Here is a 16,200-nt window from a genome sequence, read left to right as displayed (position 1 = left end):
CCCAAGCCCCGGCCGGATTGCAAGTCCGCCGGGCGAGTCTTTTTCCCGCCACGACGGCTCCGCTTCCTCCTGGCAAACCCGGATGGACCGGGCCCCGTGGTGACTCCCGCCACGCCCGTGACCGAGCCGAATGAAATGGCTCGGCGCGGAACCATATCCTGGACCACGTGACAGCCGAACGCGGACGAGTCGCCGCCTTCTTCGATCTCGACAAGACGGTGATCGCCAGGTCCAGTGCCTTCGTGTTCAGCAAGCCGTTCCTGGACCAGGGCCTGCTCAGCCGGCGGGCCGTGCTGGAGAGCAGCTACGCGCACTTCCTGTTCCTGCTCTCGGGCGCCGATCACGACCAGATGGAGCGGATGCGCGAGCATCTCACCAAGATGTGCGCGGGCTGGGATGTGGACCAGGTGCGCTCGATCGTGGCCGAGACCCTGCACGACATCGTGGACCCGCTCATCTACGCCGAGGCCGCGGATCTCATTGCGGACCATCGGATTCGAGGCCACGACGTGGTGATCATCTCCGCCTCCGGCGAGGAGGTGGTGGCCCCGATCGCGGCGGCGCTGGGCGCGGATCACTTCGCCGCCACCCGGATGGTCATCGAAAACGGCCGGTACGCGGGCGAAGTCGAGTTCTACTGCTACGGCCCGGGCAAAGTAGAGGCGATCGAAAACCTTGCGGCGCAATACGATTACGACCTGTCGCGCTGCTACGCCTACTCGGACTCGGTCACCGATCTCCCCATGCTCGAGGTGGTCGGCCACCCGACAGCGGTGAACCCGGATCGGGGACTGCGGCGTGAGGCCACCACCCGCGGCTGGTCCATTCTGACCTTCTCGAATCCGGTTTCGCTGTGGGCGCGGATCCCGGCGCCGACCACCACCACGGTGGCGGCCACGGTCGCCGTGGGTGTGGCCGCACTGGCGGCGGGGGCGCTCAGCTACCGGTTGCTGCGCGGGCGCCGCTGACGACCGGCCGAGGGAAGCGCCCGTAGGCAAAAGCGCCGGAAACGCCGCATATTCGAAAGTTTTCCCAGGTCTTGATGTGACGGCGGTCACGGGGTAACAATGGATGCACGGAAGGACGGAAGGCCAAGATCGGATCGGAAGAGAAGATTCGACCTCCCATCCACCCTTCCCAGCACGGACGCCAGGCACCCACGCGGAGCACGCCGCGACAAGGGCAAGAGTAGTTGTGGGCCTGCGTTATCCGGGATATCGACGGCGAGGGCCTCGCATCAACGCGGGGATGAACCGCCGGATCTCGGAGAGCTCGCCGAGGCCGAAGAGAACACAACCCGAGAAGCACGCTTGGTAACCGGGTGGTCCGTGCTAGCGGGCGGTGAGGTCGCAAATCGCGACTACGCCGCCCGCTTCGACGTGTCAGGGGGCGCCGGAACCCTTGGCATACAAAGTGTTTCGCGGTAAGGGGGGCTTACTCCGAGGCGGCATCCGCGATCGAGCGGGCCTCGCGGGCGCCGTCCTCGAGCGCGCCGCAGGTGAAGATCACCCAGCCGCCGACGCCCTCCGCGGTACCCATGCCGAAGGCGGCCGCCGCGTCGAGGTAGGCCTGGCGGCGGCGGAGCCAGAAGACCTCGGGGACGCCGAGGCTGTGCGGGTCCAGGCCACTGGACACGGCGACCAGCCGGGAGGCGGCGCGGGCGACGATGCCGTCGGCGGTGCCGAATGGGCGCAGCGACAGCAGTTCGCCGTGCACGACGGCCGCGATCACCGGGGCGGGCGCCTTGGTGGTGGTGATGGTTTGGACCAGCAGGTCCAGTCGTTCGGCGACACCGGGGACAGCGCGGGGACGGCCCAGCTGCTGTTCGTCCTCGACCATGTCGGCGGCCGCGAGCAGGTGCAGGCGGGCGAGGGCCTGGAGGGGGGCACGCTGCCAGACTCCGACCAGGTTGGTGAGGGCCTCGGCGTCCAGGGCCTGGCCGACGCGCAGCGAGCCGGCCAGGATCGGGTCGTCGACGCGGCCGTCGGCGGGGAGGTCGATGGTGCCGCCGTCGATGGCGGCGGAGGAGCGGGCCGCGCGGACGGCGGCCTCGGCGGCGGTGGTGGGCCAGCCGCGGCGGTTGGCCCGATGACGGTGCACCTCGGCGAGGGCGTCACGGGCCTTGTCGGCGGCCTCGCGGACGCCGGGCAGGTCGACGAGGGGCTGCAGCGGGTCGGTCACGAGGTACGAGGCTACTGCCGAGTATCGGACCGCCCGCCGAGACCTGGCCGGTCATCCCGCGAGGAGGTCACGACCGGGGATCGCGTCGAGCAGCCGGCGGGTGTACTCGGACCGCGGACTGTCGAACACCTCGGTGGTGGTCGCGGCCTCGACCACCCGGCCCTGCTGCATGACCAGGACGTCGTCGGCGATCTGGCGGACAACGGCCAGGTCGTGGGTGATGAACAGGTAGGTGAGGCCGAGGTCGGCCTGTAATTCGTTGAGCAGCTGCAGGATCTGCGCCTGCACCAGCACGTCGAGGGCGGAGACGGCCTCGTCGCAGACCACCACCTCCGGGGCGAGCGCCAGGGCCCGGGCGATGGCGACGCGCTGCCGCTGGCCGCCGGAGAGCTCGTTCGGGTAGCGGCGCATGACCGAGGCCGGGAGCGAGACCTTGTCGAGCAGGTCGCGCACAGTGGCCTCACGCTCGGCCGGGGTGCCGATGCGATGGGTGCGCAGCGGTTCCTCGATGGTCCGGTAGATGGAGTACATCGGGTCGAGGGACCCGTAGGGGTCCTGGAACACGGGTTGCACGCGGCGACGGAAAGCGAAGGCGGCCTTGGCATCCAGGGACGCCACCTCGCGACCGTCGAAGGTGACGCGGCCGGAGGTGGGCGGCAGCAGTCCCAGAACCATCTGTGCCACAGTGGATTTGCCCGAACCGGATTCGCCGACGATCGCGGTGGTGGTGCCGCGCCGCAACGCGAACGAGACATCGTTCACCGCGACGAGTTCGGAGGAACGCCACGGCGCGTTGCCGCGAATGCGGAATACCCGGGTGAGTTTGTCGGCGACCAGCACATCGTCCGGGGCGCTGGCGAATTCGGCGTCGGTCTCGGCCAGCTGCCCGGCGACCTGGACGGCCTGCTCGCGCACCTCGGCCCGCTTGCGCACCGCGGACAGCCGCTGCGAGGCCAGCGAGGGCGCGGAGTCGACCAGCTTCTTGGTGTACAGGTGCTGGGGTTCGCGCAGAATCTGCAGTGCCGGACCGGATTCCACCACCCGGCCGCGGTACATGACGACCAGGTGCTCGGCGCGTTCGGCGGCCAGGCCCAGGTCGTGGGTGATGAGCAGGACCGCGGTGCCGAGTTCGGTGGTCAGCCCGTCGAGGTGGTCGAGAATCTGGCGTTGCACGGTGACGTCCAGCGCGGAGGTGGGTTCGTCGGCGATGAGCAGTTTCGGCCGGCAGGACAGGCCGATGGCGATGAGCGCGCGCTGCCGCATGCCGCCGGAGAATTCGTGGGGGTACTGGTTGACGCGGCGTTCGGCGTCGGGCATGCCCGCCTCGGCGAGCAGCTCGACGGCCCGCTGCCGGGCGGCCCTGCCCTTGGCGACGCCGTTGGCCGCCAGGGTTTCCCGGATCTGGAATCCGACCTTCCACACCGGGTTCAGATTGGACATGGGGTCCTGCGGCACGAAGCCGATGCCGCGCCCGCGCACCGCGACGATCTCGCGGCCGGACGCCTTCGAGAGGTCCTTGCCGTCGAACAGGACCGAGCCGGAGGTGATCCGGCCGGTGCCGGGCAGCAGGCCGATGATGGCGTGCGCGGTGGTCGATTTGCCGGATCCGGATTCGCCGACGATGGCGACCGTCTGGCCCGGATACACGGTCAGGCCGACTCCGCGGACCGCCGGGATCTCGCGCCGGTCGGCGGTGAAGGCGACGTTCAGATCGCGGACCTCGAGCAATGGTTCGGTCATGGCGCTCACCTCTTGCGGGCCTTGGGGTCGAAGGCGTCGCGCACGGCGTCGCCGAGCATGATGAAGCTGAGCACCGTCAGCGCCAGCGCGGTGGCCGGGTAGAACAGGATCGCCGAGGTGCGAATCTCCTTCTGGTCCACGGCGATATCCGATCCCCACGACACGGTTTGCCGGCTGAGTCCGACGCCCAGATACGACAGCGTCGCCTCGGTGACGATGAAGGCGCCCAGCGCGAGGGTGCTGACCACGATGAGCGGCCCGGCCGAATTGGGCAGCACGTGCCGCACCAGCGTCCGGAGTCTGGAGACGCCCAGCGCTTTCGCCGCAGTGACGTATTCGCTGTTCTTCGACTCGATCACCGCGCCGCGCACGATGCGCGCGGCCTGCGGCCAGCTGAACGAGGCCAGCGTGAGCATGACCGTCCATACCGTGCGGGAGGCGAGCAGCTGCATGAGCACGATGGAGGCCAGCATGAGCGGCAGCGCGTAGAACACCTCCGCGATGCGCGACACCACCGAATCCAGCAGTCCGCCATAGTATCCGGCGATCGCGCCCAGGGTGCCGCCGATGAGCACGTAGATGAGGGTCGCGCCGACGCCGGTCACCACCGAGGCGCGGGCGCCGTAGATGGTGCGGGCGTAGATGTCGCAGCCCTGCTTGTCGAAGCCGAACCAGTGGGACCCGGACGGTTTCTGCATGCTGAAATCGCCGTTGCAGTAGCGCGGGTCCTGACCGGTGAACAGCTGCGGCCAGACGGCGACCAGCACCACCAGCACGATCAGCACCGCCGCCGCGAGGAAGATGGGATTGCGCCGCAGCTGCCGCCAGGCGTCCTGCCACACGCTGGTGGGGGTGGCGGTCTCGTCGAGCTTGTCGGTGGCCAGCACCTGAACCTCGTCCGGCGGCGCCACGAAATGCTCCTGACCGCGCCGTGTTTCGCGGACCGTGGGTTGCCGCGTGTCGGGTTCAGGCATAGCGGATCCTCGGGTCGAGGGCGGCGTAGAGCAGGTCGACGATCAGGTTGGACAGCAACAGGATCACGATCAGCACCGTCACGAAGGCCACCACCGTGGGCGGTTCCCCACGGGTGATCGCCTGGTAGAGGGTGCCGCCGACGCCCGGGATATTGAAGATGCCCTCGGTGACCACCGCGCCGCCGAGCAGGATGCCCAGATCGGTGCCGAGGAAGGTGACCACCGGGATCATCGAGTTCCGCAGGATGTGCACCACGATGACGCGCCGGCGGCCGAGGCCCTTGGCGGTGGCGGTGCGCACGAAGTCGGCGGTCATGTTCTCCGCCACCGCGTTCCGGGTCAGCCGCAGCACGTAGGCGAACGACAGCGATCCGAGCACGAACGCCGGCACCAGCAGATCGGTGAAGCTCGCCTTGGCGCCGACGGTGACCGGCGCGATGCCCCACTTCACGCCGAGCAGGAACTGGGCGAGGAAGCCCACCACGAAGATCGGTACCGCGATGATCACCAAACTCAGCACCAGCATGGTGGAGTCGAACAGTTTGCCCTTGCGCAGTCCCGCGATCAGCCCGAACGTCACGCCGAAGACGGCCTCGATGCAGACCGCCATGAGGGCCAGCCGGAACGTGATCGGGAAGGCCCGCGCGAGCTCCGCGCGGACCGGCCGCCCGGAGAAGGACGTCCCGAAATCCAGCGTGACAATACCTTTCAGGTATTGCAGGTACTGGATGAAGAACGGCTGATCCAGGTGGTAGCGGGCGCGCAGGGACGCCTCCACCGCCGGGGTCATCTGCCGGTCCCCGGCGAGCGCCTGGATGGGGTCGCCGGGGATCAGGAAGACCATGGCGTAGATGAGCAGTGTCGCTCCGAGGAAGACCGGGATCATCTGGAGCAGTCGCCGGACGACGTACCACGCCATGCCGGGCTACTTCTCGATGTTCTCGAAGTCGAACAGCCCCGACCAGGCGACCGCGGCCTGCTTCACCTTGTCCGAGCGTCCGGCCGCGACGTTGTAGTCGAAGATCGGGATGTCGGCCATGTCCTGGAACAGCACGGTCTGCGCCTGCGCGATGCCGTCGTAGGCCTGTTCCGGGGTGGCGGCGGCGAGGGCGCTGCTGAGCAGGCGGTCGAATTCCGGGTTCCTGTAGTGCGCGTCATTGGTTTCCGACGTGCTCAGGAACAGCGCGGTCAGGTATTCGAACATGGACGGGTAGTCGCCCTGCCAGCCGTAGCGGAAGGCCTTGCCGACGCTCTCGTGCACGATCTCGTCGCGAATGTTCTTGAAGGTCGGGTAGGGCGCGCCGACCGCGTCGATGCCGAGGGTGTTCTTGATGCTGTTGGCGGTCGCCTCGATCCAGGCCTGGTGGCCGCCGTCGGAGTTGTAGGCGATCTGGAAGGTGCCCGACCACGGGGACATGGCGTCGGCCTGCGCCCACAGCTTCTTGGCCTCGTCCGGATTGAACTTCAGCACTTCGGATCCCGGCAGGCCGGCGCGGAAGCCGGGCAGCGTGAAGGCGGTGAAGTCCTGGCAGGGGACGCGGGTGTGGTGGAAGATGTTGGCGGCGATCTGTTCCCGGTTGATGGCCATCGAGATGGCCTTGCGCCGCAGCACGCCTTCGGGGCCGGAGAAGTGCGCGACATTCGGCTGGATGCCGATGTGCTGGCTGTAGGCGATGGGCTTGTGGATGGCCCGGTCGCCGAGGTCCTTCTCGTAGGTGGCCAGCGCGGTATCCGGGATCACGTCCAGCGCATCGAGATTGCCCTGCAGCAGGTCGGCGTAGGCGGTGTCCATGGACTGGTACATCTTGAACCGCAGGCCCTTGTTCCTGGCCGGGCGGCCGCCCTTGTAGTCCGGGTTGGGCACCACGTCGATCTGGACATTGTGCTGCCAGGCGCCGGCATCGGCGAACTTGTAGGGGCCGTTGCCGATCGGGTTCTCGCCGAATGCCTTCATGTCCTTGTAGGCGACCGCGGGCAGCGGATAGAACGGCGCGAAGCCGAGTTCCAGTTCGAAGTCGATGGACGGCTGTTTCAGGTCGACGGTGAAGGTGTGGTCGTCGATCACCTTCAGGCCCGACATCGACTGTGCCTTGGGCGGATTCGCCGCGACGTCGTCGTAGCCGACAATCGGTGTGAACACCCAGTTCTGCAGCTGCGCGTTGGTGCCCAGCGCGCCGTAGTTCCAGGCGTCCACAAAGGATTTCGAGGTCACCGGTGTACCGTCGGTGAACGTCCAATCCGGTTTGATGGTGATGGTGTAGTGCTGGCGGTCCGGCGTGACGATGGACTGCGCCATCTCGTCGTGCGGAGCGCCATCGGCGTCGTAATACTTCAGGCCCGCCCAGAGCCGGTCGACCACCCGGCCGCCCATGTTCTCGTTGGTATTGGTGGGCACCAAGGGATTCTGCGGTTCGGCACCGTTCACGGTGACAAGGTCGGAATTGGCGTCCTCACCGGAGGAGCATGCGGTCAGGCTGAGGCTGGTGGCCAGTGCCGCCACGGCGAGCGCGGTGATCGTCTTGATTCGCAACGCGTTTCTCCCATCCCAGGAAACGGTCGGCCTCGGGTGAATCGGACATTAACGATCGCGGTCGATGTTGTCAGCGGATCGAATCGTGAATATTCGGCTTGTTAGCAATCCGGCAACATGGGGCATTCGAATGGGAGACCCTACGTGACACAGTGCACAGCTGCCGGCAACCCCCGTTCACGGTTCGGTCATGCCGTCGATGCGAGGCTCGTCACGACCGCCCACCGATCGAGACGGCCGAACACGACGCAGGTCACAGTCGGTTAGGGTCGAACGTGGCCGCCGTCACCCCTACGCGGCCAGCACGCGAGAGAAGAAGAGACGAGATGACCGAAACCTCCGCCGACCACCTGGATGCCTATCCGCCCAGCGCTGAGTTCGCGGCCGCCGCCAATGGCGACGCCTCTCTTTATGCTCGAGCCCAAGCGGATCGCGACGGATTCTGGGCCGAGCAGGCGCGTCGCCTGCACTGGCATCGGCCCTTCGCCCAGGTGCTGGACTGGGACGACGCGCCCTTCGCCAAGTGGTTCGCCGACGGCAAGCTCAATGTCGCCTACAACTGTGTGGACCGGCACGTGCTCGACGGGAACGGTGACCGGGTCGCCATCCACTGGGAGGGTGAGCCCGGCGACTCCCGTGCCATCACCTACGCCGAGCTGCTGGCCGAGGTGTCGCGTGCCGCCAACTACCTCACCGGCCTGGGCCTGACCGCGGGCGACCGGGTCGCCATCTACATGCCGATGGTCCCCGAGGCCGTCGTGTCCATGCTGGCCTGCGCCCGCCTGGGCCTGACCCACTCGGTGGTCTTCGCCGGCTTCTCCCCCAGCGCCCTGCGCCAGCGCGTCGACGACGCCGCGGCCAAGCTGGTCATCACCACCGACGGCCAGTGGCGGCGCGGCAAGCCCGCCCCGCTCAAGACCGCCGTGGACGAGGCCCTCGCCGAGGGCGATTCGACCGTCGAGCACGTGCTCGTGGTGCGCCGCACCGGCCTGGACACCCCGATGACCGAGGGCCGCGACCTGTGGTGGGACGAGACCGTCTCGCTCTCCTCCCCCGAGCACGAGGCGCAGGCGTTCGACGCCGAGCACCCGCTGTTCATCCTCTACACCTCCGGCACCACCGGAAAGCCCAAGGGCATCCTGCACACCTCCGGCGGCTACCTGACCCAGGCCGCCTACACCCACCACCAGGTGTTCGACCACAAGCCCGGACAGGACGTGTACTGGTGCACCGCCGACATCGGCTGGGTGACCGGGCACAGCTACATCGTGTACGGCCCGCTGGCCAACGGCGCCACCGAGGTCGTCTACGAGGGCACCCCGAACTTCCCGGACGAGCACCGGCACTGGCAGATCATCGAAAAGTACGGTGTCACCATCTATTACACGGCGCCCACGCTGGTCCGCACGTTCATGAAGTGGGGCCGCGAGATTCCGGACTCCCACGACCTGTCCAGCCTGCGGCTGCTGGGTTCGGTGGGCGAGCCGATCAATCCGGAGGCCTGGCGCTGGTACCGGGATGTGGTGGGCGGCAACAGGACTCCCATCGTGGACACCTGGTGGCAGACCGAGACCGGCGCCATCATGATCTCGCCGCTGCCGGCCGTCTCCGCCGCCAAGCCGGGCGCGGCCATGACCCCGCTGCCGGGCATCTCGGCGAAAGTCGTCGACGAGGAAGGCAATCCGGTCCAGCTGGGCGAGACCGAGGCCAACGGGTACCTGGTGCTCGACGAGCCGTGGCCGTCCATGCTGCGCGGCATCTGGGGCGACAACGAGCGCTACCGGGACACCTACTGGTCGCGCTACGCCGAGAAGGGCTGGTACTTTGCGGGCGACGGCGCGAAGCTCGACACCGACGGAGACCTGTGGGTGCTCGGCCGCGTCGACGACGTCATGAACGTGTCCGGCCACCGCATCTCGACCGCCGAGGTGGAGTCCGCGCTGGTCGGCCACTCCGGTGTCGCGGAGGCGGCGGTCGTCGGCGCGTCCGATGACACCACCGGCCAGGGCATCGTGGCGTTCGTGATCCTCACCGCCGAGGCCACCGACACCGGCGTCGATCTGGTCAGCGAGCTCAAGGCCGAGGTCTCCCGCGAGATCTCCCCGATCGCCCGCCCGCGCGAGATCCACGTGGTCCCCGAACTGCCGAAAACGCGCTCGGGCAAGATCATGCGGCGCCTGCTCCGCGATGTGGCCGAGGGCCGCGAACTGGGCGACACCTCAACCCTGGTGGATCCCAACGTCTTCGAGTCCATCCGGGCCGGAAAGGCGTAAACGGGCAGACCCCGGGTGAGGCCCCCTGATCTGCGATCGGGGGGCCTCACCCGGTCCGGGGTGGTCAAGAACTTCCGGGCAGACCGTTAGAATTGCGCAAAAGGTGTGCCGGGAAGTCTGGTCGGCATGCGGGTGCGCCGTCGGTCCCTGGAGTGGTGTCGCACGCCGCTTTCTCGTCGACCGCACGACCCGAAAGGCTGCACCGTGATCGCTCAGGTCCGTTCCGAGCTGGCCCGCTATCTGAGAACCGAAACCTTCGGCGGCGCACTGCTTCTCACCGCCGCCGCCGCGGCGCTCATCTGGGTCAACTCGCCGTGGGGCGCGAGCTACACCACCATGGTCGACGCCAGGCTGGCCATTCCCGCCCTCCACCTGGACCTCACGCTGGCCGACTGGACCAAGGACGGTCTGCTGGCCATCTTCTTCTTCGTCGCGGGCCTGGAGCTCAAACGAGAGCTGGTGGTCGGCGAACTCGCGGACCGCAAACGCGCCACCCTCCCCATCGTGGCCGCGATGGGCGGCGTGATCATGCCCGCGCTCATCGCCGCGGCCGTCGGCTGGGGCACTGAGGGCATGGATCGCGGCTGGGCCATCCCGGTCGCCACCGACATCGCCTTCGCACTCGCCGTGCTGGCCATGACCGGATCGCGAATCCCGGCCGGCGCCCGGGTGTTCCTGCTCAGCCTGGCCGTGGTGGACGACCTGATCGCCATCATCCTGATCGCCGTCCTGTTCACCACCACCCTGAAGATGCTGTGGCTGCTGATCGCCATCCTGTGCCTGGCCTGCTGGGCCCTGGCCCAGCGCTTCCGCCTCGGCAGCCCGTTCATCTACGTGCCACTGGGCCTGCTCGCCTGGTACTCCCTGCACGAGGCCGGAATTCACGCCACCCTCGCCGGCGTCGCCTGCGGCCTGCTGACCCGGGTACGCCCCGATCCGGGCGAGGACGAGCACTGTGTGCCGGCCGCCCGGCTCGAGCACTTCTTCCAGCCCATCTCCGCGGCCCTCTGCGTACCCTTGTTCGCGTTGTTCGCCTCGGGCGTGCCGCTGGATTCGAGCGTGCTGTCGAAGCTGTTCACCGACCGGCTGGCACTGGCCATCGTCCTGGGCCTGCTGGTCGGCAAGACGGTCGGGATCTTCGGAACCAGTTGGCTCGCCGTACGGTTGGGGATCGCGGAACGACCCGGTGATCTCGGTTATCGGGACATGTTCGCCCTGTCGGTACTGGGGGCGATCGGCTTCACCGTTAGCCTCTTGGTGGCAGAACTGGCCTTGGAAGACGTCGGTGACGGGTCGGCGGCAGAACTCGCAAAAGCGGCGGTGTTGCTCACGTCTTTGGCGGCTTCCCTGGCGGGTTCGGCGCTACTGTTGCGTCGGGGCCGTGCACACCAGGCACGACGCGACGAGCGGGCACTGCAAAATCAAGAGTGACACCGGACAGTACTACCGGGACATGGAGAAGGGTCGAGCAATTGAGCTTCACACAGGGCGGTAACGGCTACGACGGGAACCGCACCCGCACCGTCACTTCGATTCCGCTGTCCGATGTCGACGCCCATCAGTCGGCCACCTTCGGCACCTTGGTCCGGGACGCGACCGAGCAGATGTCGACCCTGGTGCGCGCCGAGGTGGAGCTCGCCAAGGCCGAGGTGACCGGCGAGATCAAGAAGGGCCTGCAGGGCAGCGTCTTCTTCATCCTGGCGCTGACCATCCTGCTGTTCAGCTCCTTCTTCTTTTTCTTCTTCCTCGCCGAGCTGCTCGACGTCTGGCTGTACCGCTGGGCCGCGTTCCTGGTGGTGTTCCTGCTGATGATCGCGGCGGTGGCCGCCTTCGCGCTGCTGGGCTATCTGAAGGTGCGCAAGCTGCGCGCGCCGGAGAAGACCATCGAGTCGCTGAAGGAGACGTCGACGCTGTTGTCCAGCGGATTCAGCCACTCCGACGAGCAGACCGTGGAGACCGTCGAGGTCACGGTCGAACTCGGCAAGCCCCGGACCTAGACCTTCGATTACGCTCCATCGGCGTGTCGTCGAATTCGCATCCGGATCCCTCCGCAGTCCGCTATGACGGGCCGTGGACCCATCGGGACGTGCACGCCAACGGCATTCGCTTCCACGTGGTCGAGGCCGTACCCGCCGGGACGGCCTACACCGACCCGGACACCCCGCTGGTTGTGCTGCTGCACGGTTTCGGCGACTTCTGGTGGTCCTGGCGCCATCAGCTGACCGGGCTGTCCGCGCGCGGCTTCCACACCGTCGCGGTGGACCTGCGCGGCTACGGCGACACCGACAAGCCGCCCCGCGGCTACGACGGCTGGACCCTCGCCGGCGATGTCGCCGGTCTGATCCGCGCGCTGGGGCACACCGAGGCGACCCTGGTCGGGCACGCCGAGGGCGGCCTGGTGTGCTGGGCCACCGCCGTCCTGCACCCGCGGCTGGTGCGATCCATCGCGCTGATCGGCTCCCCGCACCCGGTGGCCCTGAAACGGGCGGTGCTGCGCGACAAGCAGCAGCGCTCGGCCTGGCTGCCGGACTTCCTGCGCTACCAGGTGCCGCGCGTGCCCGAGGCCCGCCTCACCCGCGAAGACGGCATCGAGATCGAACTCATGCTCCGCGACCGGGCGGGCGAACACTGGTCGGCCACCGAGGAATTCACCGACACCGCCCGCCGCATGCGCACCGCCATCCGGATTCCGGGCGCGGCGCACTGTGCGCTGGAATACCAGCGCTGGGCCTTCCGCAGCCAATGGCGGCCCGACGGCCGGCGTTTCATGGCCACCATGAGCGAACCGGTCCGGGTGCCGACCCTGGCCCTGTACGGCGAGCGCGACCGGTACATCCTGCCGGGCACCATCCGCCGCGGCCAGCAGCTCTCGCCGCAGCGCCGGGTGGTGGCCGTCCCGGACGCCGGTCACTATGCGCACCAGGAGAATCCGGAGTCGGTGACCGCGGAGATCGCCAAACTCTTGGGCTGACGAGCCTCTGGACCTACGAAACAGCCCCGGCGAATCCTGTTCGCCGGGGCCGTTTTCCGTTCGCTCAGGGTCAGCTCAGCACACAGCTGCCGGTGCCGACCGCCGTCGATTGGCCTGCCGCCGAGCTCAGTTCGGGCCGCACCTCGTCGAGGGTGAGCACGTATCCGGTGTCGTCGTCGGTGACGGCCGCGCCGAACACCACGCCCAGGATCCGGCCGTCGGTGTCCACCAGCGGACCGCCGGAGTTACCGGCCCGGACCTGACCACGGATGGTGTAGACCTCGCGCTTGACGTCGGCGTCCCGGTAGATGTTGGGGCCCTTCAGGTTCAGGGTCTCGCGCACGCGGGCCGCGCTGGCGGTGTAGCGGCCGCCACCCGGATAGCCGAGCACGATGGAGCTCTCACCCGAGCCGGCATCGGAGGGGGCCAGGTCCAACGGCTGGGCGTTCAGGCCCGGCACCGCCAGGATCGCCACGTCCTTGGACGAGTCGAACAGCACCACGGTGGCGGGCAGCGCGCCCCGTGCGGTGTCCACGCTCACGGTATTGGTGCCCGCCACCACGTGGGCGTTGGTCATGATGCGCTCCGGCGCCACCACGAAGCCCGAACCCTCCAGCTGTCGTTGGCAACTGGGCGCGATGCCGCGGATGCGCAGCACGCTGCCCTGCAGCTGCTGGGCCACCGGCAGTTGCAGCACGCTCGGGTCGGGAGGTTCCACGGCCGTGATCGGGACGTGCCCGAACGGGCCGATGACATCCGGCAGCCCGGAGGTGTTGAGCAGGTTGGAGAAGTCGGTCGGCACCCGCCGCAGCCAGTCCGGCGCCACATGGTCGACATTGCGCAGCACCTGAGAGTTGGTGACCGCGGCCGCGATTCCCGGCTGCGAGGAGTTGGTCAGCGGCAGCGCCAGCAGCCACGCGGTGGCCAGCACCGCCACCGCCTGCAGGCCCGCGCCCACCACACTGTCCACGCTGCGGGTGAACGGATCCCGCATGCCGCCGCGCGCGGCCCGCCCGAGCACCATGCCCGCGACCTCGCCGACGATCACCAGCGCCACGATGAGCAGCACGCCCACCAGCACCCGGGTGCGGCCCTCGTTCAGGTGTTTCAAGATGTGCGGCGCGATCAGAATGCCCGCCACCGCACCGAGAATCACGCCTAGGAAGGCCAGTGCCGAAGCGACCGCGCCCTGCCGCCACCCGGAGGTGGCGGCCAGCAGCGCCAGAATGATGATCCCGAGGTCGAGCCAGCCCGAGGCGCTCATAATGTCATCCCTACCGCGGCCAATGCGGCCTGCAGATCACGTACATCGTGATGGTCCCATTCGCGTTCCCACCCGGACACCGCCAGCAATCCGGCGAGCACCCCGGCGGTGAACCCCCACACCAGCATTCCGTCCACGGTGAACGCCGGGCCCACATAACCCAGCGGATGGCGCACCACGAAACGGTTGGCCGGATCGATGAGCTCCGACAGCGGCACCCGCGCCACGCGGGCCGCCTCCGTCTCGCTCACCACCCCCACCTCGCCGGGCGTGCGCCAATAGGCGACCACCGGCGTCACATCGAACCGCGACGGCGGCACGAAGATCTTGGGCAGCAACGCGATCGGCTCCACGCTCGCCGGGTCGAGCCCGGTCTCCTCGCGCGCCTCGCGCAGCGCGGTGCTGATCGGACCGTCGTCCTGCGGCTCCACCCCGCCGCCCGGGAACGCCACCTGGCCGCTGTGCTGGCGCAGGGTGGCGGCGCGCTGGGTGAGCAGCACGTCGGCATCGGCCGGAAGTCCACCCGGCGCGGCCGGATCCGCCTCGGGGGAACCACCGAACAGCACCAGCACCGACGCCTCCCGGGCCCGGGTCGCCGCGGCGGCGAAGCGGCGCATCGTGCTGCGGCGCAAGACCGGGTTCACGCCGTTCGGATCGGCCGGGTCATGCTCGGCCACCCCGCGCAGCCACTGCGGAACGCCATTGGCGGACGCCTCGAGTCTCATCACCACACCCTTGTCGAAAGAACCACTCGTCCCGCCCTCACGCCCGGACCCCCAATTCGGCCGCGACGGTGGCGGAAATGTCCTCGACGCTGGTGAACGGGCGCACCACGACTTTCGCAACGGTGCCGTCGGCCCGCAACAGCACCGAGATCGGCAGCACGGCCGGCGCGCCGACAGCGGTACGGACCTTGGCATTCGGATCCTCGACCCCGGGCAGGTGGATGCCGAGCCCGCTCAACCGCGACAGCGCCTTGCCGGTGCCGGGATCGCTGTGCACCGTCAGCACCGTGAGCACGTTCCCCGCCTGCTGCGAGAACTGTTGCAGCAGCGGCAGTTCCTCCGCGCACGGGCCGCACCAGTAGGCCCACAGATTGAGCAGCGCGGGCTTCCCGGCCAGCGCCGCGACCAGATCCACCGACCGGCCGTCGGCCAGGCAGTCCAGGGTGATTCCGCGCAGCGGGCTGTCGCCCGCGGGTGCGCCGGTGGGCAGCGGGCAGGCGGCCAGCGCGGCCGCGGCCCGATCCGCCTCGGCGACAGCCGGTTCGGCGGGCCCCGTGGCCGTCGCCGAGCCGGTCGCGGCGTGCTTGTCGTCGGAGCGGGTGAACTGCGGCCACAGCGCGACCGTGGCCGCCACCACGACGATCACCGCCGCCAGCGCCCACCGCCACTTGGAATCGCCCCGCGCCGACTCGGCGCTCACAGGCCGACCAGTTCCAGGAGGTGCTCGGTTTCCGGACCCTTCACGAGCTTGGCGGCCTCGGTCGGATCGGTCGGTCCCTCGCCGAAGGCCGGGCAGTCGTTGGCCAGCAGGCAGGCGCCGCAGGCGGGCTTGCGGGCATGGCACACCCGGCGGCCGTGGAAGATCACCCGATGCGAGAGCATGGTCCAGTCCCGGCGCTCGATCAGCTCGCCGACCGCGTGCTCGACCTTGACCGGATCCTCCTCCGTGGTCCAGCCCCAGCGTCGCACCAGCCGCCCGAAATGGGTGTCGACCGTGATGCCCGGGATGCCGAAGGCGTTGCCGAGGATGACATTCGCGGTCTTGCGTCCGATGCCGGGCAGGGAGACCAACTGGTCGAGCCTATTCGGCAGTTCACCGTCGAACCGCTCGATCAGTTCCTGGCCCAGCCCGATGAGGGAATTGGCCTTGTTGCGGTAGAAGCCGGTCGGCCGGATGTACTCCTCGAGCTCGGCGCGATTGGCTTCGGCGTAATCGCGGGCGTCGCGGTACTTCGCGAACACCGCCGGTGTGGTCAGGTTCACTCGCACGTCGGTGCACTGCGCGGAAAGAATTGTGGCGACCGCCAATTCGAGCGGTGTGGTGAAATCCAGCTCACAGTGCGCATCCGGGAACTCCACGGTCATTTCCCGGTACATGCGCCGAGCCCGCCGGACCAGGCCGATCCGAGTCTCTTTGTCGCGCTTGCGCGCTTTGGCCGGACGCGAAAACCGTGGCGCATCAGCGACATCGACCGGAGTTCCGTCAGAGGTCGCGAGAGCGCCCGAATTATCCGGGTCTGCCCCGCTCACGGCCGCGTTGGA

General features: G+C 68.5%; 14 protein-coding genes. 5 read left to right on the top strand and 9 right to left on the bottom strand.

The window, feature by feature from the left end:
• Window positions 1-158 precede the first annotated feature (158 nt).
• Window positions 159-968, top strand: coding sequence for an HAD family hydrolase (locus ON33_RS02025; protein WP_373281010.1), 810 nt, complete (start codon window positions 159-161; stop codon window positions 966-968).
• A gap of 466 nt (window positions 969-1,434) precedes the next feature.
• Here ON33_RS02025 and ON33_RS02020 read toward each other — a convergent pair whose 3' ends face one another.
• The 5 genes from ON33_RS02020 to ON33_RS02000 are packed head-to-tail and all read right to left on the bottom strand — an operon-like array spanning window position 1,435 to window position 7,425.
• Window positions 1,435-2,181 carry a Fic family protein gene (locus tag ON33_RS02020; protein ID WP_040854201.1) on the bottom strand — a complete coding sequence of 249 codons (747 nt, stop codon included), beginning with the start codon at window positions 2,179-2,181 and terminating at the stop codon, window positions 1,435-1,437.
• A 51-nt stretch (window positions 2,182-2,232) separates the two neighbouring features.
• Window positions 2,233-3,921 carry a dipeptide ABC transporter ATP-binding protein gene (locus ON33_RS02015; RefSeq protein WP_051151538.1) on the bottom strand — a complete coding sequence of 563 codons (1,689 nt, stop codon included), beginning with the start codon at window positions 3,919-3,921 and terminating at the stop codon, window positions 2,233-2,235.
• Between the two features lie 5 nt (window positions 3,922-3,926).
• Complete coding sequence (locus ON33_RS02010) at window positions 3,927-4,895, bottom strand: ABC transporter permease (RefSeq protein WP_040854196.1); 969 nt, start codon at window positions 4,893-4,895, stop codon at window positions 3,927-3,929.
• Entirely contained in the window at window positions 4,888-5,814 is a 927-nt protein-coding gene (locus tag ON33_RS02005; protein WP_040854194.1) for an ABC transporter permease, read from the bottom strand. Before ON33_RS02005 ends, ON33_RS02010 begins: the two co-directional genes overlap by 8 nt.
• 6 nt (window positions 5,815-5,820) lie before the next feature.
• Window positions 5,821-7,425, bottom strand: coding sequence for a peptide ABC transporter substrate-binding protein (locus tag ON33_RS02000; RefSeq protein ID WP_373281003.1), 1,605 nt, complete (start codon window positions 7,423-7,425; stop codon window positions 5,821-5,823).
• Between the two features lie 326 nt (window positions 7,426-7,751).
• Here ON33_RS02000 and acs point away from each other — a divergent pair, with 326 nt between their 5' ends.
• From acs to ON33_RS01980, 4 genes are all read left to right on the top strand, one after another.
• Window positions 7,752-9,698 (top strand): acetate--CoA ligase, encoded by a 1,947-nt coding sequence (acs, locus tag ON33_RS01995; RefSeq protein ID WP_040854193.1) that lies wholly within the window; start codon window positions 7,752-7,754, stop codon window positions 9,696-9,698.
• Window positions 9,699-9,902: 204 nt separating this feature from the next.
• A complete protein-coding gene (gene nhaA, locus ON33_RS01990) occupies window positions 9,903-11,129 on the top strand; it encodes a Na+/H+ antiporter NhaA (protein ID WP_040854190.1) in 1,227 nt (408 codons plus the stop codon).
• Between the two features lie 41 nt (window positions 11,130-11,170).
• Window positions 11,171-11,695 (top strand): phage holin family protein, encoded by a 525-nt coding sequence (locus ON33_RS01985; protein WP_051151537.1) that lies wholly within the window; start codon window positions 11,171-11,173, stop codon window positions 11,693-11,695.
• Between the two features lie 23 nt (window positions 11,696-11,718).
• Entirely contained in the window at window positions 11,719-12,669 is a 951-nt protein-coding gene (locus tag ON33_RS01980; protein ID WP_040854188.1) for an alpha/beta fold hydrolase, read from the top strand.
• Window positions 12,670-12,739: 70 nt separating this feature from the next.
• Here the strand turns inward: ON33_RS01980 and ON33_RS01975 are convergent, their stop codons facing one another.
• Genes ON33_RS01975 through nth form a run of 4 tightly spaced genes read right to left on the bottom strand, consistent with a single transcriptional unit; the run spans window position 12,740 to window position 16,062 of the window.
• Window positions 12,740-13,933, bottom strand: a complete 1,194-nt coding sequence (locus ON33_RS01975; protein WP_040854185.1) for a MarP family serine protease — start codon at window positions 13,931-13,933, stop codon at window positions 12,740-12,742.
• The gene (locus ON33_RS01970) at window positions 13,930-14,658 is read right to left on the bottom strand and encodes an NUDIX hydrolase (RefSeq protein ID WP_040854181.1); all 729 of its coding nucleotides are present in this window, start codon (window positions 14,656-14,658) and stop codon (window positions 13,930-13,932) included. The genes ON33_RS01975 and ON33_RS01970 overlap by 4 nt, the downstream gene beginning before the upstream one ends.
• 37 nt (window positions 14,659-14,695) lie before the next feature.
• Complete coding sequence (locus ON33_RS01965; RefSeq protein WP_051151536.1) at window positions 14,696-15,358, bottom strand: TlpA family protein disulfide reductase; 663 nt, start codon at window positions 15,356-15,358, stop codon at window positions 14,696-14,698.
• Window positions 15,355-16,062 (bottom strand): endonuclease III, encoded by a 708-nt coding sequence (nth, locus tag ON33_RS01960; protein ID WP_051151559.1) that lies wholly within the window; start codon window positions 16,060-16,062, stop codon window positions 15,355-15,357. The genes ON33_RS01965 and nth overlap by 4 nt, the downstream gene beginning before the upstream one ends.
• Window positions 16,063-16,200: the final 138 nt, after the last annotated feature.

Source organism: Nocardia niigatensis NBRC 100131 (assembly GCF_000308655.1).
GTDB lineage: Bacteria > Actinomycetota > Actinomycetes > Mycobacteriales > Mycobacteriaceae > Nocardia > Nocardia niigatensis.
This window is presented reverse-complemented; position numbering and strand designations above follow the sequence as displayed.

What these genes read in the sequence shown, in the direction of transcription:
- acs (WP_040854193.1), top strand. Translation starts at nt 7,752, where the DNA reads ATGACCGAAACCTCCGCCGACCACCTGGATGCCTATCCGCCCAGCGCT.
- ON33_RS01975 (WP_040854185.1), bottom strand. Translation starts at nt 13,933, where the DNA reads ATGAGCGCCTCGGGCTGGCTCGACCTCGGGATCATCATTCTGGCGCTG.
- ON33_RS01970 (WP_040854181.1), bottom strand. Translation starts at nt 14,658, where the DNA reads ATGAGACTCGAGGCGTCCGCCAATGGCGTTCCGCAGTGGCTGCGCGGG.
- ON33_RS02005 (WP_040854194.1), bottom strand. Translation starts at nt 5,814, where the DNA reads ATGGCGTGGTACGTCGTCCGGCGACTGCTCCAGATGATCCCGGTCTTC.
- ON33_RS02010 (WP_040854196.1), bottom strand. Translation starts at nt 4,895, where the DNA reads ATGCCTGAACCCGACACGCGGCAACCCACGGTCCGCGAAACACGGCGC.
- ON33_RS02015 (WP_051151538.1), bottom strand. Translation starts at nt 3,921, where the DNA reads ATGACCGAACCATTGCTCGAGGTCCGCGATCTGAACGTCGCCTTCACC.